At 62.3% G+C, this 18,769-nt stretch carries 22 protein-coding genes; 9 read left to right on the top strand and 13 right to left on the bottom strand.

Annotation, left to right across the window (positions count from 1 at the left end; all coding sequences use genetic code 11):
- The first annotated feature begins 24 nt into the window (after window positions 1–24).
- Genes BUE92_RS15615 through BUE92_RS15580 form a run of 8 tightly spaced genes read left to right on the top strand, consistent with a single transcriptional unit; the run spans window position 25 to window position 6,491 of the window.
- Window positions 25–1,272 (top strand): NAD(P)/FAD-dependent oxidoreductase, encoded by a 1,248-nt coding sequence (locus BUE92_RS15615; RefSeq protein ID WP_073524766.1) that lies wholly within the window; start codon window positions 25–27, stop codon window positions 1,270–1,272.
- Window positions 1,269–2,018, top strand: coding sequence for a class I SAM-dependent methyltransferase (locus tag BUE92_RS15610; protein WP_073524765.1), 750 nt, complete (start codon window positions 1,269–1,271; stop codon window positions 2,016–2,018). The genes BUE92_RS15615 and BUE92_RS15610 overlap by 4 nt, the downstream gene beginning before the upstream one ends.
- On the top strand, window positions 2,015–2,497 hold the full coding sequence (locus BUE92_RS15605) for a hypothetical protein (RefSeq protein WP_073524764.1): 483 nt from the start codon (window positions 2,015–2,017) through the stop codon (window positions 2,495–2,497). The genes BUE92_RS15610 and BUE92_RS15605 overlap by 4 nt, the downstream gene beginning before the upstream one ends.
- Window positions 2,494–3,660, top strand: a complete 1,167-nt coding sequence (locus tag BUE92_RS15600; RefSeq protein ID WP_073524763.1) for a beta-ketoacyl-[acyl-carrier-protein] synthase family protein — start codon at window positions 2,494–2,496, stop codon at window positions 3,658–3,660. The genes BUE92_RS15605 and BUE92_RS15600 overlap by 4 nt, the downstream gene beginning before the upstream one ends.
- A complete protein-coding gene (locus BUE92_RS15595; protein WP_073524762.1) occupies window positions 3,657–4,118 on the top strand; it encodes a hotdog family protein in 462 nt (153 codons plus the stop codon). Before BUE92_RS15600 ends, BUE92_RS15595 begins: the two co-directional genes overlap by 4 nt.
- On the top strand, window positions 4,115–4,843 hold the full coding sequence (gene fabG / locus BUE92_RS15590; protein WP_032893932.1) for a 3-oxoacyl-ACP reductase FabG: 729 nt from the start codon (window positions 4,115–4,117) through the stop codon (window positions 4,841–4,843). The genes BUE92_RS15595 and fabG overlap by 4 nt, the downstream gene beginning before the upstream one ends.
- Window positions 4,843–6,069 carry a beta-ketoacyl-ACP synthase gene (locus BUE92_RS15585; RefSeq protein ID WP_073524761.1) on the top strand — a complete coding sequence of 409 codons (1,227 nt, stop codon included), beginning with the start codon at window positions 4,843–4,845 and terminating at the stop codon, window positions 6,067–6,069. The genes fabG and BUE92_RS15585 overlap by 1 nt, the downstream gene beginning before the upstream one ends.
- Window positions 6,070–6,095: 26 nt before the next feature.
- Window positions 6,096–6,491 carry a hypothetical protein gene (locus tag BUE92_RS15580; protein WP_073524758.1) on the top strand — a complete coding sequence of 132 codons (396 nt, stop codon included), beginning with the start codon at window positions 6,096–6,098 and terminating at the stop codon, window positions 6,489–6,491.
- A gap of 202 nt (window positions 6,492–6,693) precedes the next feature.
- On the opposite strand, the gene BUE92_RS15575 is transcribed toward BUE92_RS15580, so the two are convergent.
- Both BUE92_RS15575 and BUE92_RS15570 read right to left on the bottom strand, forming a co-directional pair.
- Window positions 6,694–7,080, bottom strand: a complete 387-nt coding sequence (locus tag BUE92_RS15575; protein ID WP_073524756.1) for a type II toxin-antitoxin system PemK/MazF family toxin — start codon at window positions 7,078–7,080, stop codon at window positions 6,694–6,696.
- Between the two features lie 87 nt (window positions 7,081–7,167).
- On the bottom strand, window positions 7,168–8,061 hold the full coding sequence (locus tag BUE92_RS15570; RefSeq protein ID WP_073524753.1) for a LysR family transcriptional regulator: 894 nt from the start codon (window positions 8,059–8,061) through the stop codon (window positions 7,168–7,170).
- 181 nt (window positions 8,062–8,242) lie between these two features.
- On the opposite strand from BUE92_RS15570, the gene BUE92_RS15565 reads away from it, so the two are divergent.
- Entirely contained in the window at window positions 8,243–9,454 is a 1,212-nt protein-coding gene (locus tag BUE92_RS15565) for an MFS transporter (RefSeq protein WP_371915191.1), read from the top strand.
- On the opposite strand, the gene BUE92_RS15560 is transcribed toward BUE92_RS15565, so the two are convergent.
- From BUE92_RS15560 to gspD, 11 genes are all read right to left on the bottom strand, one after another.
- Window positions 9,378–9,971: a cytochrome b gene (locus BUE92_RS15560; protein WP_073525035.1), complete on the bottom strand. Its 594-nt coding sequence runs from the start codon at window positions 9,969–9,971 to the stop codon at window positions 9,378–9,380. The genes BUE92_RS15565 and BUE92_RS15560 overlap by 77 nt on opposite strands.
- A gap of 65 nt (window positions 9,972–10,036) precedes the next feature.
- Entirely contained in the window at window positions 10,037–10,468 is a 432-nt protein-coding gene (gene gspM / locus BUE92_RS15555; RefSeq protein ID WP_073524748.1) for a type II secretion system protein GspM, read from the bottom strand.
- The gene (gspL, locus tag BUE92_RS15550) at window positions 10,465–11,469 is read right to left on the bottom strand and encodes a type II secretion system protein GspL (RefSeq protein ID WP_256673972.1); all 1,005 of its coding nucleotides are present in this window, start codon (window positions 11,467–11,469) and stop codon (window positions 10,465–10,467) included. The genes gspM and gspL overlap by 4 nt, the downstream gene beginning before the upstream one ends.
- A 92-nt stretch (window positions 11,470–11,561) precedes the next feature.
- A complete protein-coding gene (locus tag BUE92_RS15545) occupies window positions 11,562–12,422 on the bottom strand; it encodes a general secretion pathway protein GspK (RefSeq protein WP_073524743.1) in 861 nt (286 codons plus the stop codon).
- Window positions 12,419–12,967 (bottom strand): type II secretion system protein GspJ, encoded by a 549-nt coding sequence (locus BUE92_RS15540; RefSeq protein WP_073524741.1) that lies wholly within the window; start codon window positions 12,965–12,967, stop codon window positions 12,419–12,421. Before BUE92_RS15540 ends, BUE92_RS15545 begins: the two co-directional genes overlap by 4 nt.
- Window positions 12,960–13,355 carry a type II secretion system minor pseudopilin GspI gene (gspI, locus tag BUE92_RS15535; protein ID WP_256673971.1) on the bottom strand — a complete coding sequence of 132 codons (396 nt, stop codon included), beginning with the start codon at window positions 13,353–13,355 and terminating at the stop codon, window positions 12,960–12,962. The genes BUE92_RS15540 and gspI overlap by 8 nt, the downstream gene beginning before the upstream one ends.
- On the bottom strand, window positions 13,345–13,806 hold the full coding sequence (gspH, locus tag BUE92_RS15530; RefSeq protein ID WP_073524737.1) for a type II secretion system minor pseudopilin GspH: 462 nt from the start codon (window positions 13,804–13,806) through the stop codon (window positions 13,345–13,347). Before gspH ends, gspI begins: the two co-directional genes overlap by 11 nt.
- A gap of 4 nt (window positions 13,807–13,810) precedes the next feature.
- A complete protein-coding gene (gene gspG / locus BUE92_RS15525) occupies window positions 13,811–14,245 on the bottom strand; it encodes a type II secretion system major pseudopilin GspG (protein ID WP_073524735.1) in 435 nt (144 codons plus the stop codon).
- Complete coding sequence (gene gspF, locus BUE92_RS15520; RefSeq protein WP_073524733.1) at window positions 14,246–15,451, bottom strand: type II secretion system inner membrane protein GspF; 1,206 nt, start codon at window positions 15,449–15,451, stop codon at window positions 14,246–14,248.
- Window positions 15,452–15,453: 2 nt separating this feature from the next.
- The gene (gene gspE / locus BUE92_RS15515) at window positions 15,454–16,902 is read right to left on the bottom strand and encodes a type II secretion system ATPase GspE (RefSeq protein ID WP_073524732.1); all 1,449 of its coding nucleotides are present in this window, start codon (window positions 16,900–16,902) and stop codon (window positions 15,454–15,456) included.
- Window positions 16,899–18,767, bottom strand: a complete 1,869-nt coding sequence (gspD, locus tag BUE92_RS15510; RefSeq protein WP_081372190.1) for a type II secretion system secretin GspD — start codon at window positions 18,765–18,767, stop codon at window positions 16,899–16,901. The genes gspE and gspD overlap by 4 nt, the downstream gene beginning before the upstream one ends.
- Window positions 18,768–18,769: the final 2 nt, after the last annotated feature.

The raw sequence follows: 18,769 nt of genomic DNA, 5'->3' as shown, positions 1-18,769 counted from the left end.
TCGCCCATGCGGCAAGGAGCCCTCGTGCCTATAGTTGAAATGGAGCGTCGCCAGGTGGTGGTGATCGGTGCCGGGCCTTCCGGTGCCATCGCGGCCGCGCTGTTAAAGCGCAAAGGGCATGATGTATTGATCATCGAGCGCGAGCATTTCCCGCGTTTCTCGATTGGCGAAAGCCTGCTGTCGCACTGCATCGACTTTATCGAAGAAGCCGGCATGCTCGACGCTGTGCAAGCTGCAGGCTTCCAGGTAAAAACCGGCGCGGCCTTCGCCTGGGGCGAGCGCTACAGTGCCTTTGATTTCAGCGACACCTTCAGCAACGGCAAGCCCACCACCTTCCAGGTGCAGCGCGGCGAGTTCGACAAATTGCTGGCCGACCAGGCGGCACTGCAAGGCGTGGAAATCCGCTATGGCCAAACCATTGTCGGCGTGGATTTTTCTGCCGAGAGCCGGTATTTGCATGTGCGCCGCCAGAATGGCAGCGAGTACCACCTCAAGGCCAGGTTCGTGCTCGATGCCAGCGGCTATGGCCGCGTGTTGCCACGCCTGCTGGACCTGGAAGCACCGTCGAATTTCCCGCTGCGCCAGGCCGTGTTCACCCACGTCGAAGACCGTATCGAACACCCAGGCTTTGACCGCAGCAAAATCCTGGTGACCACTCACCCGACCAAGCGCGATATCTGGTTCTGGACCATCCCGTTCAGTAACGGCCGTTGCTCGGTGGGCGTGGTCGCGGCCAAGGAGCATTTCGAGGGCGCCGACAACGACCTCGACGCCTGCCTGCGCAGCTTCATCGATGAAACGCCAAGCCTGTCCACCGTGCTGCAAAACGCCGTATGGGACACCCCGGCGCGCACCATCGGCGGCTACTCGGCCAACGTCAAAACCCTGCACGGTCCAGGCTTTGCGCTGCTGGGTAACGCGGCGGAATTCCTCGACCCGGTATTCTCTTCCGGCGTGACCATCGCCATGCGTTCAGCCAGCATGGCCGCAGCGGTGCTGCACCGCCAATTGAACGGCGAAACGGTGGACTGGCAAACCGAGTTCGCCGAACCGCTCAAGCGCGGTGTCGATACCTTCCGTTGCTACGTCGAGGGCTGGTATGCGGGCACGTTCCAGGACGTGATTTTCCATCCTGGCAGTTCACCGGAGATTCGCCGCATGATCAGCTCTATCCTGGCCGGTTACGCCTGGGATGAACGCAACCCGTTCGTCAGCGAGCCCAAGCGGCGCTTGCGGATGCTGTCGCAAATCTGTGCGAGTGAGCCGGTATGAGCAGCCCTGGGGTTGAAAAAAACTACCTGAGTCAAAACTACGTCGAAGAAACCAAGTTCGGCTTCTGGTTCCTGCGCAGCCACACCTGGCAGCATCACGTGCTGCGCGTGGCGATCAACGACCTGCGCAGCCTGTTCAGCGAGCCGCTGCCGGTGGCGCCGGTGTTGCTGGATGCCGGTTGCGGCCAGGGCAAATCCTTCCAGTTGCTGCATCAGGTGTTTGCGCCTTCGCGCCTGATCGGCCTGGATGCCGATCCTCACAGCCTGGCACTGAGCCGCGCAGAAGCCGTGCGCCTGGGCCTGGACGTCGAGCTGATCGGCAGCGACTGCGCTACCCTCAACCTACCGGATGCCAGTGTCGATATCCTGTTCTGCCACCAGACCTTCCATCATCTGGTGGAACAACATCGCGCACTCAAGGAGTTCTATCGGGTGCTCAAGCCGGGCGGCTATTTGCTGTTTGCCGAGTCCACCGAAGCCTACATCGACACCTGGGTGATTCGCTGGCTGTTCCGCCACCCGATGCATGTGCAAAAGAGCGCCGAAGAGTACCTGGAGATGCTGCGCGAGCAGGGCTTTGAATTCGGTGCACAGAACATTTCGTACCCCTACTTGTGGTGGAGCCGTTCCAGCGACTTCGGCCTGCTGGAACGCTGGGGCCTGCGCAAGGCGCCGCCGGTGGGCCAGCGTGAGGAAACCCTGGTCAACTGCGTCGCGCGCAAACCTTTGGAGACCGCCGCCCCATGATGCGCCAGCTGTTAATGGGCTGCCTGTTGCTGCTGAGCGCCTGCGCCAGCCAGGCACCGTTGCCGGAAAAAATCCCCGCCCTGGCCTTGCCGATGCAATTGCATGTGCAGCGCCTGGCGGACGGCCAGAGCCAGGATTGGCTGCTGGTGATCCAGCGCGAAGGCCGCGCGATTCGCTGGTCGATGATGGACCCGCTGGGCATTCCCCTGGCCCGGCAGAAACTGCTCGATGGGCAGTGGCAGGCGGACGGTTTGCTGCCGCCCAATCCCCAGGCGCGCACGCTGTTCGCCGCGCTGCTGTTTGCCCTGACCTCGCCCGGTGACGTACCGACGTTGTATCCCACTGCCCAGGCGATGGACCTGACGCGTACGCTGCCGGGCCACTGGCAGATCGTCTATCAGTCTTCCCAGGTGTTCAGCGTGAACATGGCCGACCAGCCGTTGAGTTACCGCATCACCCCGCTGGGTGCCAGCCGATGACCGCCTACCTCAATGCCCTCGGTGTGATCTGCGCCCTTGGCCGCGGCCAGGCCGAAGTCAGCCGCAATCTGTTTGCCGGCGACTGCTCAGGGATGCGCGCCGAAAGCGGCTGGGTGCCGGAGCGGGTGGTGCCCGTGGCCGCCGTACGCGGCGAACTGGCAAGCCTGCCCCCGGAACTGGCAGAGCAAAGCAGCCGCAATAACCAGTTGCTGCTGGAGGCGGCGCTGCAGATCGAAGATCAGATCCGTCAGGCCGTCCAGACCTACGGCCCTGACCGGGTCGGGATTGTGCTCGGCACCAGCACCTCGGGCATTGACGAAGCCAGCCGTGGCATTGCCCATTACCTGCAGAACACGCAGTTCCCCGCTGACTACGATTACCAGCAACAGGAACTCAGCGCCCCGGCCAACTTCCTCGCCGATTGGTTGAACGTGAGCGGCCCGGCCTATGTGATTTCCACCGCCTGCACCTCCAGCGCCCGAGCATTGATGAGCGCCCAGCGCCTGTTGGACCTGGGGGTGTGCGATGCAGTGATCTGTGGCGGCGTGGACAGTCTGTGCAAGCTGACCCTGAACGGTTTCACCGCATTGGAGGCGGTCTCCAGCGAGCGCTGCAATCCGTTCTCAGTGAACCGCAACGGCATCAATATCGGTGAAGCGGCGGTGCTGTTCCTCATGAGCCGCGAGCCGGCCCCCATAGCCTTGCTGGGCAGCGGTGCCAGTTGCGACGCGCACCATATCTCCGCGCCCGAGCCCAGCGGCAAGGGCGCGTTGCTGGCCATGCGCAAGGCCTTAGCCTGCGCGAAGCTTTCGCCCGAGCAGATCGGCTACCTGAACCTGCACGGCACCGCGACCCAACACAACGACGCCATGGAAAGCCTGGCGGTCGCCAGCCTGTTTCCCGGCGGCGTGGCCTGTTCGTCGACCAAACCCATGACCGGCCACACCCTCGGCGCGGCCGGAGCCCTGGAAGCCGCGTTCTGTTGGCTGAGCCTCACCCATCGCCTGTTGCCACCCCACGTATGGGACGGCCACCCCGACCCGGCGCTGCCCGCGTTGCAATGGGTGCGCAGCGGCGACACCTGGAAAAAACCCTGCCTGATGAGCAACTCGTTTGCCTTCGGCGGTAACAATGTCAGCCTGATAATCGCAGAGGCCCCATGATCGATTGGCCACTTGCCGAACTGCTGCCCCATGCGGGCGACATGATCCTGATCGACCAGGTGCTGTCGTTCGATGAAGAGCAGATCCACACCCGCGTCACCGTCAAGTCCGGCGGCCTGTTCAACCGTGCCGACGGCAGTCTGCCGGCCTGGGTCGGTATCGAGCTGATGGCGCAAAGCGTCGCCGCTTATGCCGGTTGCCATGCGCGCCAGCAAGGCAAGGCCGTGGAGCTGGGTTTCCTGTTGGGCACACGTAAATTTGAGTGCAACGTGGAACACTTCCCGGCCGGCGCCGAACTGAACATCCACGGCCTGCGCTCCCTGGAAGACGACAACGGCATGGGTGTGTTCGAATGCCACCTCACCGGCGACGGCATCCAGGCCAGCGCGCGCTTGAACGTATTTCGACCGCCCCAGGCGGCCAACTATTTAGATGAATCGAAGGACGAAACGCCATGACTGAATCCGTACTGGTCACCGGCTCCAGCCGTGGCATCGGCCGCGCCATTGCCTTGCGCCTGGCCCAGGCCGGCCATGACATCGTGCTGCATTGCCGCAGCGGTCGGGCCGAAGCCGACGCGGTACAGCTCGAGGTCCAAGCCCTGGGGCGCAAGGCACGCGTGCTGCAGTTCGACGTGGCAGATCGCGCTGCGTGCAAAGAGATCCTTGAGGCCGATGTGGAGCAGCATGGCGCCTATTACGGCGTGGTGCTCAATGCCGGCCTGACCCGCGACGGCGCCTTTCCTGCTTTGTCGGAAGACGACTGGGATGTGGTGATGCGCACCAACCTGGATGGTTTCTACAACGTGTTGCACCCGGTGATGATGCCGATGATTCGCCGCCGCGCCGCCGGGCGCATCGTGTGCATCACCTCGGTGTCCGGGCTGATCGGCAACCGCGGCCAGGTCAACTACAGCGCGTCCAAAGCCGGCTTGATTGGCGCAGCCAAGGCGCTGGCCATCGAGCTGGGCAAGCGCAAGATTACCGTCAACTGCGTGGCGCCGGGCCTGATCGACACCGCGATGCTGGATGAAAACGTGCCGGTAGAAGAACTGATGAAAATGATCCCGGCCCAACGCATGGGCACGCCGGAAGAGGTGGCTGGCGCGGTGAATTTCCTGATGTCGGCTGAAGCCGGCTATATCACGCGCCAGGTGCTGGCCGTGAACGGAGGCTTGTGCTGATGAAGCGCGTCGTCGTCACCGGCATGGCCGGCGTGACCTCCCTGGGCAGCGACTGGAACACCATCGCCGCGAACTTTCGCGCCAACCGCAGTGGCATCCGGCGCATGGATGAGTGGGACCGCTTTACCGAATTGAACACGCGCCTGGCCGGCCCTATCGACGATTTCGTCGTGCCCGCTCACTGGACGCGCAAGCAACTGCGCAGCATGGGTCGCGTCTCGCGCCTGGCCGTGTGGGCGGCGGAACAGGCCTTGCAGGACGCCGGCTTGCTCGGTGACGAGTCGATCAAGGACGGGCGCATGGGCGTGGCCTGTGGCTCGTCCACCGGCAGCACCGATGAGATCAAGGCGTTCGGCAATATGCTGCTCAACTCGGTGGCCGAGGGGCTCAATGCCAACTCCTATGTGCGCATGATGCCCCACACCACAGCGGCGAATATCAGCATCTTCTTTGGCCTCACGGGCCGGCTGATTCCCACCTCCAGCGCCTGCACCAGCGGCAGCCAGGGCATCGGCTACGCCTATGAGGCGATCAAGTTCGGGCGCTTGCCGTTGATGCTCGCCGGCGGCGCAGAAGAACTGTGCCCCACCGAAGCCATGGTGTTTGATGCGCTGTACGCCACCAGCCTGAAAAACGATGCGCCGCAAACCAGCCCGCGTCCCTACGACAGCGGCCGCGACGGTCTGGTGATCGGTGAAGGTGGCGGCATGTTGGTGCTGGAAGACTTGGAGCACGCGTTGGCGCGGGGCGCGCATATTCACGCTGAACTGGTTGGCTTCGGCAGCAACGCCGACGGCCAGCACACCACCCGTCCGGAACAGAAAACCATGCGCCGCGCCATGGAGCTGGCCCTGGAAGACGCAGGTCTTGAACCGTCCGCCATCGGCTACGTGAACGGCCACGGCACGGCCACCGATCAGGGCGACATCGCTGAAACCCTGGCCACCAGCAGCCTGTTTGGCAGCCGTATGCCGATCAGTTCGCAGAAAAGCTTCCTGGGGCACACCTTGGGTGCGTGCGGGGCGTTGGAATCGTGGTTCAGCATCGAGATGATGAACCGCGACCAGTACGTGCACACCTTCAACCTGGACGCGGTCGACCCGCAATGCGGCGAGCTGGACTACCTGCAAGGTGGCTTTCGCCAGATGCACAACGACTACGTGATGAACAACAACTTTGCCTTCGGCGGCGTCAACACCTCGTTGATCTTCCGCCGCTGGGCCTGACTTTTTAATCGACTGGAGAAAACGGAATGTCTTCCCTGCTACGCGCTACCCTGATCACCCTGGCCCTGCTGACCACCGCCGGGTGCACCAGCAAACCGGTGCTCAACACCCAGCACCAGTTGCCGACCACGAGCCAGGTCAGCGAAGAAAAGATGAAGCAAGTGATCGTCGCCGCTCTGCAAAAACGCGAGTGGACGGTACAACGGCTGAGCCCGCAACTGGTGCAGGCCGAGATCACCGTGCGCGGCCAGTTCTACGCCGCCATCGACATCCGCTACACCCGCAACAGCTACGCCATCACCTACCGCGACAGCCGCGACCTGGGCTACAAGGACGGCAAGATCCATCGCAACTACAACCGTTGGGTGAGCATGCTGGATCGGGATATTCTGGCGGGGTTGCGCTCGGCCGGAATGCAGTAAGGCCAGAAACGACAAAGGGCGCCTTTCGGCGCCCTCTTCACAAACAGGTTGGCTTGTCATCGCCGCTTCCTGCCTGGCTCTGCGATGGCTGGTTACCCAGGATCCTCAGAGTCTCACAAGCCCCTTTCGGGAACTCGGCCAGTATGCCTGAAAACAGATTACCTGCAATCAGTGGCAAAACGCCGCCCATCCGTATCCCGCTTTATCGCAACCCAAGCGCGCTGCGCACCGCCGCTTTTATCGCCGAAAACTGATCATGGGTAAGTTCGGCTATTTTGTAAGTTCGTTTGCCATGACGATCTTTACTTTTGATTCGGTCCAATCGGCCCAAGCTTACTGTCGCGACAATATCGCATTTAGCCCAGCAGCTCGGGTTCGCTCCGTGAAGGTGGCTATCAAGCTGCAAATGATGCTCCAGCATCTGCTGTGGAGCGGTAGTACTCAGGGGGACCACCGTTACGAGCAGCTTATTGGTTCGGTGTTTGCGTATCACAATAACGGGTCGAATCTTGATGATTTCCGGCACCTCATAGCCACGAAAATCACAAATCAACACGCTGCCCTCCTTGGGCTGATAGAGAAGTGCCATCCGTATCCACTCGCCTGAAAAAAGCGATTTTGCGCAAATTTAGAGCAAATAACTAAGCTGGTTGCGTTACCTGATATGTGACCCGGCCTACACCGACGCCCTACGCGTCAACAACTCCACAAACCCCTTCGCCATCGGCGTTTGCGCGCCCTTGCGCTGTACCAGCCATACCGCTGTCATCGCCTCTGGGTCCAGCAAGGTGCGATAGACCACGCCATCGATGCGGATGCGCTGGTATGACGCCGGCAATACCGACACCCCCAACCCCGCCGCTACCAGGCCGATGATGGTCATCGCCTCCCCCGCTTCCTGGGCAAAGTGTGGGCTGAACCCGGCGTCGCGGGCCAGGTTGAGCAACTGCGCGTACAGACCGCTGCCGTAACTGCGCGGGAAGAACACAAAAGGCTCTTCGGCCAACTGTGCCAGGTGCAGGCCGCGCTCACTGCCTTGCGCCAACGGGTGGCCGGCGCTCAGTACCGCGACCAAGGGTTCGCGCATCAGCTCGACCACGCTCAACGAGTCCGGCAAGGGCAAAGGCCGCATCAGCCCGACCTGGATCGACTCATCCACCAGCGACTCAGCCACTTGGGTGCTGCTCATTTCTTGCAGGTTCAGATGCACCGCCGGGAACGCCTGGCGGAAGGCAAAGATCGCCCTGGGAATGCTGGCGTTGAACGGCGCAGACGAGGTGAAGCCGATCTTCAACTCACCCAGTTCCCCCAACTGCGCACGCCGCGCCACATCTGCCGCCTTGTCGACCTGGGCCAGCACCAGCCGTGCCTCTTGCAAGAACAAACGCCCGGCCTCGCTCAGCTCGACCCGACGATTGGTACGCTCGAACAAGCGTGCGCCCAGCTCGTGTTCCAGCGCCTGGATCTGCTGGCTCAGGGGCGGCTGCGAGATGCCCAGCACCTGCGCGGCGCGGCCGAAGTGCAGCTCTTCGGCAACGGCGATGAAGTAGCGCAAATGGCGAAATTCCATGCAAGCCTCATTAGGTCGTAAAAGCTATCAAACAGGTCGAACAATATATTGGAAAGAATCATTAGCCAGCTATATTCTTTTTCGTATTGTCAGTCCTGGCAGACTTTCCTCCCCGAGGTCCCTCGTGAATCCTGCTGTTGCTCCACTTGCCCAACACACCCCGCCCTCAGCCCTTGATGACGTGGTGGCGCAGCTCAACGGCGCGTACATCGAAAAAGGCACGCCGATGTTCATGCGCACCGTGCTCGCGCTGTTTTCCGGCGGCTTCGCCACGTTCGCCCTGTTGTATTGCGTACAGCCGATGATGCCGGCGCTGTCCCATGAGTTTTCCATCAATGCGGCGCAAAGCAGCCTGATTCTGTCCGTCGCGACCGCGATGCTCGCTTGCGGCCTGCTGATCACCGGGCCGATATCCGACAGGCTGGGGCGCAAGCCGGTGATGGTCGCGGCGTTGTTCTGTGCGGCGCTGGCCACCATCGCCAGCGGCTTGATGCCGAGCTGGGAGGGCATCCTGTTGATGCGCGCACTGGTGGGCCTGTCCTTGAGCGGCCTGGCCGCCGTGGCCATGACCTATCTCAGCGAAGAGATCCACCCGCAGCACATCGGCCTGGCCATGGGCCTGTACATCGGCGGCAACGCGATTGGCGGCATGAGCGGGCGCCTGATCATCGGCGTGTTGATCGACTTCGTCAGTTGGCACACTGCAATGCTGATCATCGGCGCCCTGGCATTGATCGCTGCCACGGTGTTCTGGAAGATCCTCCCCGAATCGCGCAACTTCCGCGCCAGCAGCCTCAAGCCACGCAGCCTGGTGGACGGCTTTGTCATGCACTTCAAGGACGCCGGCCTGCCGTGGCTGTTTCTCGAAGCCTTCCTGCTGATGGGCGCCTTCGTGACGATGTTCAACTACATCGGCTATCGCCTGCTGGCCTCCCCCTACGATCTGAGCCAGGCGGTGGTCGGCCTGCTGTCAGTGGTGTACCTCTCGGGCATCTACAGCTCGGCCAAGATCGGCTCCCTGGCCGACCGCCTCGGCCGCCGCCGCGTGCTATGGGGCACCATCGTGCTGATGCTCGCCGGCATGGCCCTGACCCTGTTCACATCGCTGTGGCTGGTGGTGCCGGGCATGCTGGTGTTCACGTTTGGATTCTTCGGCGCCCACTCGGTGGCCAGCAGCTGGATCGGCCGCCGCGCGGTCAAGGCCAAGGGGCAGGCGTCTTCGCTGTACCTGTTTTGTTACTATGTGGGGTCGAGTATTGCCGGCACGGCGGGAGGCTTTTTCTGGCACTTTGCCGGCTGGAACGGGATTGGCGCGTTCATCGTCGCTCTGTTGGTTGGCGCCTTGCTGGTGGCGTTGAAGCTGGCGAAGTTGCCGCCGCTGGCCTCAGCCTGAGGTCCTCGGCGAACGACATCCTGGCCATCACCCGATTGCCCCGAAGCTCATGCAGAACAACCGCGCCGATATGCGCCATCAGCACCAGCAGCAATACCACGCAGGACAAGACATGCACGCGAGTGAACGCGGCAATCTCGGCCGGGTCACTGTCGAACGGTGGAATGAAGACCAGATTAAAGATATTGATCGCACGATCCATCATCAACACGCCAGTCACCAGCACCACACCCAATACCCCATACATAGCCTTATGAACCAAGAGCGCCAGCCACTCCTGCGGCGAACGTTTGACGAATGCATCCAGACCGTGGGTAAAGGAGCAATAAACCCTCAAGACAAATACGGGGATATAGAGGGCGGTCAATGACACCTTGAAGAACCCGACCCACGCTTTGACCGATTCAGGAACAGTAAACACAGCTACGTAGAAGCCGGACAGCAATGACCACAGAATGACGATGGCCGAGACCCAATGCAGCCATTTTTGAGTCGCTGAATAACGGGAAGTTTTCATCGTTTGATCACCTGACAATTTCATCCAAGTACACCTGTAAAAATCCAGCCCATAGTTGCCACGAGCTACAGCTCAATGTGAGCCTCAAGACGATCTGCGCGCTTCACCAGCGTGAGCACCTCGAAGGTACCCACGTCTCGCTCCAATACTGCCAACCAGTTGAGCAATGCCTCTGCCTCGCCGTTGAGGCTCAAACGCAGGCGCTCGTTTTGTACCTCGACCTGGGTAACATCAAGCCCCGACGCTTCGGCGCTGTCGTTGATACTCGATGCCGAAGGCTGGACGGCCGCGGGCCCGGTAAGCTGCGGCTGGGCGCGTTGAACCTGCTGCGCCAACAGCAATTGTTGCTGGTGATACCGTTCAGCGTTGGCCAACCGCTCCCGACCAGGTAGCCATAGCGTCTGGAGCAGCAGCACACCGATCAAAAACACTGCCAACCCTTTGAGCAGAAAACGGTCACGCGACGACAATGCATTCCAGGCTTGCAGCCCCCTCATGACGGGTCCTCCAGCATCAGCACGGCTTGAACACGATTACCTTCCTTGCTGGCGCTGCCCATGCGCACCGGCATGCCGCTCTGGCGTCCTTGTTCCTGCAAGCGGGCAAGCGCGCCGAGGTCATGGGCTGTCAACTGGATCTTCCAGCCATCGCCACGCCGAAACTCCATGCGGTGGACTTCCACGTCGGCGCCGCCAATAACCTGTTCGACGAGGCTGACCAGGCGTACCAGCGGCGTCTTTGCCTCGCGCAGGTTCTGGCCCTGCACGGCCTTGAGTTGCGCGGCGAGATCGACAATACGGGCCTGCTGCGGGTACAGCGCCTGGAAGCGCGCCACACTCTGCGCGTAAAGCTGCTGGGCTTGCCCTTCGACGTACTGGATACGCAGCTGCGTGAAGCCCCAATCGAGCACGCACGCCAGGGCTGCCGCCAACACGACGGTTGACCAGGGCCAGGCATATCCGACCCGGCGAAACTCACCTTGCAGCAAATCGATCGTTTGACCCGGGTTGCCCCATAGCGCGCGTTCGATATGAACCCGGCTCTGCTCTTCGTCAGGCCATTGCAGGGGTGCTTCCAGCAATGGCTCCAGCGCCTTGAGGGCCGGAACGGACATCGCCAGGCGCACGGGGTCGCCCACGACCCGACGGCCATACCACTGCACCGCGACCTGGCCGCCATCGCCAAGAAGGTCGGCGTCGACATGCACACTGCGCACCTTGATGCCCAACGTTGCCAGTTCATCCAACAGCGCCTTGAAACGTGCCTTGTGGGTCACCAGCACCGTGAAGCAACCCATTGCGTCACGCTGAGCGAGCCCGGCATGCACGGCCTCCAGCTCTTCGCCCAACTGGTCTTCTATGGCGTAAGCAACAGCCTGGGGGCCGGGCTGGCGCTTGGAGGGCCATGCCTGGCTGCGTAACGCACTGCACATTTCCATTGGCAACAACAAGTGAACAGGCTGCCCTTCCAGGTCGCGAACCGCGTCAGCCAAATGCATCGGTCGACAGTCATCCGGCGCTCGCCAGACACAGCAAGGCCATTCGCCCAACGTTCCCACACGGCCCTCGGGGCTTAAATGAAGCCAGGTTTTCATGATGAGGTCTCGCTCAGTGACGGCGCAGGAAAGCGACGTTGTACGACGCGCCAGCGCCCGGTTTTAAGCTCGCGCTCCACCTCGCTGGCCAGATGAAAGCGGCCGGTGCCCAGGCGCACGTCCACCTTGATCCGAAACCAGCGACTGCTGACGCCCAGCCCATGGCCGCTCACGCCCAACCCGGCAATCAGCGGGTCACGGGTGAATGCCTGCACACTCGCGTAGCCGGTAGCCGGGCGTTGGCTGGCCAAGGCGACGGCAGTGGGTGGCGAGACACCCTCCAGGGTCGCCAGCATCTGCGGCAAGGCGGTGTTGATGTTCAAGCTAGCGTCCCTGGGCAGCAGCGCTACCCACGGATCCAGTCGTCGTAGCGTCTGGCCGTCAATGCCCGGCAGCAGGCGCAACTGGCTGAGTTCACGTTGCGCCGGCACGTCACCTGCGGCCCGCAGGTCCAGCGCCGGTAACCCCAGGGAGGCGAGCAAACGCAACCAGCGCTGCTCGATGACTTGATCCACTTGCCCCGTGCCAAGCAGGGCATTGATGTTCAAGCGTGCAGAAAGGTCTTCGATCTCAAGCGTGACGCGCGCGCCGTGCGCATCAAAGGGCCAGGACGCCCTTGACCATGCCTGGCCGTGGTGGGTCAACGATGATGCGTCATCGTGCGGCGCCATCAGTGTCACCATGGCCCACGCCTCGGCCGACAACGCCAACTGGCGCAGCTGCAACTGGTGGATCTGCCGGGCACTGCTCTGCACCATCAAGTGATGGCTGCGCAGCATGCCCGCAGTGAGCAGCAACGCCAGACTCATGACCAGCAACACGCTGAGTAGGGCGACACCGCGCTGCCGCTGTCTCATGGCGGCCCCTGGGGCAGAAGCAACACGCGGCGTATCTGCTCGAAGCGGCCGACCGACAACACCAGTTCGAGTGCCTGAGGAGGCGTCTGGGCAGCGCCCCTGCCCACCGGCCACACATTGCTCCAGCCGGTGTCGGGGTCAAACAGGCGCCAATTCAACAAGCGCACGTCCTCCAGCAACTTCTGGCGCTCGACCCTTGACGACTCCAAGCCTCGGCTTTCACGCCACAGCACCTGATTGTCCAGGCGATAGAGCACTTGCTGGCGCTCACTGCGTGGCAAGTCCTGCGGGTTACGCCAGTGAGTGCGCAGCAGTTGCAGGGTGGTGGGGCCAAGGGCAAACACCGAGGAAGCCACTTGCAAGGCATCCCGCTCGATGACCGCAATGGCGCGCTGCAGGCGACGCAGTTCCTGTTCATGACTGGCCGTGCCTTGTTGCGCCCGCACCACGGTGTCGAACAGACGCCCGCTGGCCAGCCCAAGCAGGGCGAAAATGGCCAATGCGATCACCAGTTCCAATAGGGTGAAACCCGCCTGCTTATTCATCCTCGGCGCGTATCCAACCCTGGGTGTGATAGACCGGCAAATCACTGCCGACGGGACTCACGCTGATATCGACTTTGAGCAGGCGAGCATCAGTGGTCGGGGTTATCGCCTGGTCGACGAGCCAATCGCGCCCATCGAAGCGCCGCAGCAGTTGCTGATGTCCCGACGCGGCTGGCTGCAAACGCAGTTCAGTCAGTTGGTTGTCCGCCACCCAGGCACACTGTGTCTGCTCTTGCAGTCGTGCATTCTGGCGCAACGAGTAGTGACTGGCGGTGATCACGGCGCCCGCCAGTGTGGCGAAGATCACCAAGGCGATCATGACTTCCAGCAAGGTGAAACCACGATCGCTCGCGTGGTGACTGCGACGCCGCCGGTGCTTAGCTTTCAATGGACAACGCTCCGATCCCATCACTGATAATGCGCGTCCACACCTGCCCTTCGGATACGAAGGACAAGACAAACGCGCTGACTTCATCGCTGCTGAGCATCAGCACTTGCGGCGCGAAGCTTTCAAGGCTCGAACGCCGCCCTTCCTGTTCAAGGTGCAACTGCACGCCTTCCACCAGCCGCTGGACCCCACCCGCAGGGCGCCAACCCTCGGGGTCGAGGCGATAGGCCTGATACTCGTCGCGCTGCACGCGAATGCCGTATTCATGCCCTTCGATCACCGCTTGCTCGCGCAAATGCTCGATCAGTTGCACCAACTGCGAAGCCTCCTGCCGCGCCTGACGGGCGGGGTTATTTCCGGCCACCAGGCTTATCGCGCCCAGCACGATGCCGATCAGTGCAATCACCACCATCAGTTCCAGCAAGGTAAAACCACGGCTATACCTGGGCACTGGATCAGTCTCCCCAGTTACCGATATCGGCGGCATGCCCCTCGCCGCCTGGCGCGCCATCGGCGCCGAGGGAATACAGGTCGTAGCCACCATTGACGGTACGCACGCCCGGGTTCAGGTATTGATAGGGCGTACCCCACGGGTCGACCGGTACACTTTTCAGGTAGCCCTGGGGGTTCCAGTGCCTCGGCGATGGGCTGCCCGCGGGCCGTTTGCTCAAGGCCTCGAGGCCTTGCAGGGTCGACGGGTAGTGCCCATTGTCGAGGCGGTACATCTCCAGGCTGGTGGCGACGGCCTGCACATCGGTCCTGGCCGCGGTCACCTTGGCCTGATCAGGCCTCCCCATGAACTGCGGCACCACAATGGCCCCCAGCACCCCGATAATGACCACCACCACCATGATTTCGATCAGGGTAAAACCGCGTTGTCCCTTGGGCATTCAGTTCACCAGTTGGTTAAGGCTGAGGATCGGCAACAGAATGGCCATGACGATCAGCAGCACCACGCCGCCCATCACCACCAGCATTGCCGGTTCGAACAGACTCACCACCAGCGTGATGCGGGCGGCGAGGCTTTTTTCCTGTTGCTCGGCGGCGCGCGCCAGCATCCTGTCGAGCTCACCGGCGCGTTCGCCGCTGGCAATCATGTGCAGCATCAGCGGCGGTATATCCCCACCGGCCTCGAGGCCTCGGGTCAACGTGCCGCCCTCTCGCACCGACCGCGCGACATCGCACATGCGGCTGCGGATAGTCACGTTACCGATGACCGCCGCGGCAATTTCCAGCGCATCCACCAAAGGCACGGCACTTTTGCCAAGGATGGCCAAGGTACTGGCGAACCGGGCCGCCTCCATCTCACGAAACACACCCCCCAACAACGGCAGGCGCAGCACCAGGCGGTGCCACTGCCAGCGCCAGTGCGGCTGACGCAGGCTCCAACGCAGCAGCAGGCCTGCGCCCGCCAGCATCAGCGCAAGTACCCAGGCATATCCGCGCACACCCTGGCTGAGGGTGATCATCGCGTGGGTCAGCCAGGGCAACGGCTGGCCACTGTCGACGAAGATCTTCACTACATCCGGCACCACATAGCCGAGTAGGAAACCGACGATGGCCACGCAGGCGAACATCAACAGCGCCGGATACACCAGCGCCAACTGGATCTTCTGCCGCGACGCCTGACGGGCTTCGGTATACGCCGCCAACTGCTCGAGGACATGCCCCAAGTACCCAGAGCGCTCACCCGCCGCAATGGTGGCGCGCAACACATCAGGAAAAGCCCTGGGATAGGCGCCGAGGGCCGACGCCAGGGATTGCCCCTCCATCACCCGGTCGCGTACCTGCGAGAGCACCGTGCTGACCCGGCGCTTCTGGCTTTGCTGGGCCACCGCTTGCAGTGCCTGTTCCAGCGGGAGCCCGGCCTGGACCAGGGTCGACAACTGCAAGGTCAGCAGCGCCAGGTCCGCAGCGCTCATTCTCGTCGCCCCGCCCACTCCAGCCCCCATGCGTTCGCTTGCCAGTCGCATGCGGCTCGGCAGCAGGCCACGCTCACGTAGCAATTGCCGGGCATGGCGCGGGCTGTCGGCCTCTTGGCGCCCCTTGCATGAACGGCCAGATCGGTCATGGGCGCGATAGTCATAAGTGGGCATGGCTAGTCTTCCTGGGTTACCCGCAGCAACTCATCCACGCTGGTCAGCCCTTCAAGCACGCACCGACGACCATCCTCGAACAAGCTGCACGAGTACCGCCGTGCCTCGGCCAGTAGCGCCTGCTCACTGGCCCCCTGATGAATCAATGCGGACAGTGCCGGCGTAACCGTGACCAGTTCGTAGATACCGATACGCCCGCAGTAACCCTCGCGGCAGTTTTCGCAGCCCACTGCCTTGAACACACGCGGCGCCTGGGCAGGTTCGAGCCCCAGCCGGCGGCACACCTCGGCATCGGCCACCACGGCGGTCTTGCAGGCGGGGCACAACGTGCGTAACAAGCGCTGCGCCAGTACGCCCACCAGGGACGAAGCCAGCAGGTAAGCGTCTACGCCCATATCCACCAGGCGAGTGACGGCGCCAATCGCGCTGTTGGTGTGCAGCGTCGACAGCACCAGGTGCCCGGTGAGGGAAGCCTGAACTGCAATTTCGGCGGTTTCACTGTCCCTGATCTCGCCCACCATCACAACGTCCGGATCCTGGCGCAGGATCGCTCGCAAGCCACGCGCAAACGTCATGTCGACCTTGGGGTTGACCGGCGTCTGGCCGATGCCCGGCAGGTGATATTCAATCGGGTCTTCCACCGTAAGGATGTTGCGGGTCTGGTCATTGAGATGGGCCAGCGCGGCATACAAGCTGGTGGTCTTGCCCGAACCGGTAGGGCCGGTCACCAGGAAGATCCCGTGAGGTTTGCAAAGCAACTGCTGCAACTGACCGAGGGTACTCGCCGACATCCCCAGGCGCGCCAGTTGCAGGCGCCCGGCATGCTTGTCGAGCAGGCGCAGTACCACACGTTCGCCGTGAGCCGAAGGCAAGGTGGATACCCGTACGTCCACCTCATGCCCTGCCAGGCGCAGCGCCATGCGGCCGTCCTGCGGCACACGCTTTTCGGTGATATCCAGGCGTGCCATGACTTTGATTCGCGACACCAGCAAGGTCGCCAGCTCACGCCGTGGCCGCAGCATTTCGCGCAGTTGCCCATCAACGCGCATGCGTACCACCAGCGTGTGCTCGAAGGTTTCCAGGTGGACATCCGAGGCCTTTGCCCGCACGGCCTCGCTGAGCAATGCGTTGATCAACCGAATGATCGGTGCATCCCCTTGCTGCTCCAGCAGGTCGGCCGTCTGCGGCACCTGGTCCACCAGGCTGAACAAGTCCAGTTCCTCGTCCAAGCCTTGGGCGACCTGCTCGGCTGCCGCCTGCCCCTCGCTGTAAATCCTGGCCAACGCCAGGGCAAACGCTTCGTCAGTCACCAGGCGCGGCGGCAGTTCTTGCTCACACAGGCGCAGGGCCTCGGTAATCGCGCTCAATGGCGTAGCGCCGCGGACCATTAAATGTCCATCGTCGATCAGTACACCAAAACGCCGGGCAAACCCGAAGGGCAATGGCTTCATTGGCTGACCCCGGGACGCTGGCGCAGGTCGAACAATTGCGCCGCTTCATCGGGCAATTGCAGGGCGCCAGGTGGACGCTCGCCGCGCAAGTCCTGATAGCGTTCCTGGCTGAGCCGGGACAAGTCCTGGCCACTGCGTACGATCGTCGGGCGCAGGAAGACCATCAGGTTGCTCTTGACCTGGGTATCACGGCTCCAGCGAAACAACGCGCCCAGGTAAGGAATGTCACGCAACAGCGGCACACCGCTGGTCTGCGTTCGTACGCTGTCCTTGATCAGGCCACCGATCACGATGATCTCGCCATCATCCGCCAGGATCGTGCTTTTGAGCGCGCGCTTGTTGGTGATCAGGTCAGAGGAGTCGACGCCGGCGACCGCAGGCGCGATATCGGACACCTCTTGCGCGACTTCCAGGCGCAGGGTCGAGCCCTCGTTGATATAGGGCTTGATCTTGAGGCTGATCCCGACGTCCTTGCGCTCCACCGTAGTGAAGGGATTATCCGCACCACTGCTGTTGGTCGCGTAGGAGCCGGTCTTGAACGGCACGTTCTGACCGACAATGATTTCCGCCTCTTGGTTGTCCAGGGTCAGCAGGCTCGGCGTTGATAACAGATTGCTACGCGTGTTGCTGGCCAGGGCGGATACCAACGCACCGAATCGATCGCCACCCAGCTTGAGCAGGCCTCCTTCCGGCGCGACGGTTTTATCATCGAACTTGAGCGCGCCCAGGATCGGAATGCCGGTACCGGGGAAATTCACCAGCCCTTGGCTACCACCGCGATTGAAGGCCCATTGCACACCGAGCGCCTCGCTTATATCACCGCTGACCTCAACGATGGCGGCGTGAATCAATACTTGGGCGCGCGGCTGGTCCAGTTCGCGCACGATGCCCTCAAGGGTGGCCAGTTGTACCGCTTCGGCAACGACCACCAGGGCATTCTGGCTTTCATCGGCCCTGACCATGAAAGGCACGTTGGCCGTCGAGTCTTTCAGGGCTGCGCCGGAGGGTTGGGTTTTCATCCCTTGCCCCATGGAGTCCAGCACCTCGGCCAATTGCTTGGCGTCGCTGTAGCGCAGGCGGATGACGCGGGCATTGTCCAGGCGGGCGGGAGTCGCCGTATCCAGGCTACGCGCCAGTTGTACCAAGCGCTGGCGTGCAGCCATCGTCCCCACGACAACCAGACGGTTGCTGCGCGTGTCGGCCAAGACCTGAATGGGGCTGTCGGCACTCTGCTTGCCGATGGACGCCTCCATCAGGCGCGCAATGTCTGCCGCCACTCCGTGCTGCAAGACCACCAGTTCATGCGCATTCTTCGCACCGGAATCCAACTGCCGGACAACATCGCCAATACGACGCACATTGCGAGCGGTATCCGTGATCACCAACGCATTGGCTGATACCGAAGGACCGACGTAACCGTTGGCCGAAATCAATGGCCGCACCAGTCCCGCCAGATCTGCTGCGTTGCTGGCCCCCAAGGCAATGACTTGAGTGACGAACTGCTGTGCAGCCGATACCTGCGCGTCGGCATCACCGGCCTGGCTCTTGGCCTGGGCTGCCGGAATGATGAGCAACTGGTCGCCTTGGTCGATCACCGTAAAATCATGGGCATCGAGCACACTGTAAAACAGTCGTCGCACACCCTCGCGATCCAACGCCTGACGCGACACCACGCTGATGCGTCCCTGGACTTTTGGGTCCAGGATCACCGTGGTGTCGAGGATACTCGACATCTCCTCCACGACATCGCGCAGCTCGGCATCGTTCATCGCCAACTGCCAGCGTTGCTCTGCTGCCAGCGATTGCCCGGCATACCACAACATGCCGAGCATGAACGCCCCGACAGCGCCTTTGAGGGTACTCATGG

The organism is Pseudomonas fluorescens (genome assembly GCF_001902145.1).
GTDB classification, from domain to species: domain Bacteria; phylum Pseudomonadota; class Gammaproteobacteria; order Pseudomonadales; family Pseudomonadaceae; genus Aquipseudomonas; species Aquipseudomonas fluorescens_BV.
Note: the sequence above shows the minus strand (reverse complement) of the source record. Positions and strands in the feature narration are given on the sequence as shown.

What these genes read in the sequence shown, in the direction of transcription:
- BUE92_RS15610 (WP_073524765.1), top strand. Translation starts at nt 1,269, where the DNA reads ATGAGCAGCCCTGGGGTTGAAAAAAACTACCTGAGTCAAAACTACGTC.
- BUE92_RS15605 (WP_073524764.1), top strand. Translation starts at nt 2,015, where the DNA reads ATGATGCGCCAGCTGTTAATGGGCTGCCTGTTGCTGCTGAGCGCCTGC.
- BUE92_RS15600 (WP_073524763.1), top strand. Translation starts at nt 2,494, where the DNA reads ATGACCGCCTACCTCAATGCCCTCGGTGTGATCTGCGCCCTTGGCCGC.
- BUE92_RS15595 (WP_073524762.1), top strand. Translation starts at nt 3,657, where the DNA reads ATGATCGATTGGCCACTTGCCGAACTGCTGCCCCATGCGGGCGACATG.
- fabG (WP_032893932.1), top strand. Translation starts at nt 4,115, where the DNA reads ATGACTGAATCCGTACTGGTCACCGGCTCCAGCCGTGGCATCGGCCGC.
- BUE92_RS15585 (WP_073524761.1), top strand. Translation starts at nt 4,843, where the DNA reads ATGAAGCGCGTCGTCGTCACCGGCATGGCCGGCGTGACCTCCCTGGGC.
- BUE92_RS15580 (WP_073524758.1), top strand. Translation starts at nt 6,096, where the DNA reads ATGTCTTCCCTGCTACGCGCTACCCTGATCACCCTGGCCCTGCTGACC.
- BUE92_RS15575 (WP_073524756.1), bottom strand. Translation starts at nt 7,080, where the DNA reads ATGGCACTTCTCTATCAGCCCAAGGAGGGCAGCGTGTTGATTTGTGAT.
- BUE92_RS15570 (WP_073524753.1), bottom strand. Translation starts at nt 8,061, where the DNA reads ATGGAATTTCGCCATTTGCGCTACTTCATCGCCGTTGCCGAAGAGCTG.
- BUE92_RS15560 (WP_073525035.1), bottom strand. Translation starts at nt 9,971, where the DNA reads ATGAAAACTTCCCGTTATTCAGCGACTCAAAAATGGCTGCATTGGGTC.
- gspM (WP_073524748.1), bottom strand. Translation starts at nt 10,468, where the DNA reads ATGAGGGGGCTGCAAGCCTGGAATGCATTGTCGTCGCGTGACCGTTTT.
- gspL (WP_256673972.1), bottom strand. Translation starts at nt 11,469, where the DNA reads ATGCATTTGGCTGACGCGGTTCGCGACCTGGAAGGGCAGCCTGTTCAC.
- BUE92_RS15545 (WP_073524743.1), bottom strand. Translation starts at nt 12,422, where the DNA reads ATGAGACAGCGGCAGCGCGGTGTCGCCCTACTCAGCGTGTTGCTGGTC.
- BUE92_RS15540 (WP_073524741.1), bottom strand. Translation starts at nt 12,967, where the DNA reads ATGAATAAGCAGGCGGGTTTCACCCTATTGGAACTGGTGATCGCATTG.
- gspG (WP_073524735.1), bottom strand. Translation starts at nt 14,245, where the DNA reads ATGCCCAAGGGACAACGCGGTTTTACCCTGATCGAAATCATGGTGGTG.
- gspF (WP_073524733.1), bottom strand. Translation starts at nt 15,451, where the DNA reads ATGCCCACTTATGACTATCGCGCCCATGACCGATCTGGCCGTTCATGC.
- gspE (WP_073524732.1), bottom strand. Translation starts at nt 16,902, where the DNA reads ATGAAGCCATTGCCCTTCGGGTTTGCCCGGCGTTTTGGTGTACTGATC.
- gspD (WP_081372190.1), bottom strand. Translation starts at nt 18,767, where the DNA reads ATGAGTACCCTCAAAGGCGCTGTCGGGGCGTTCATGCTCGGCATGTTG.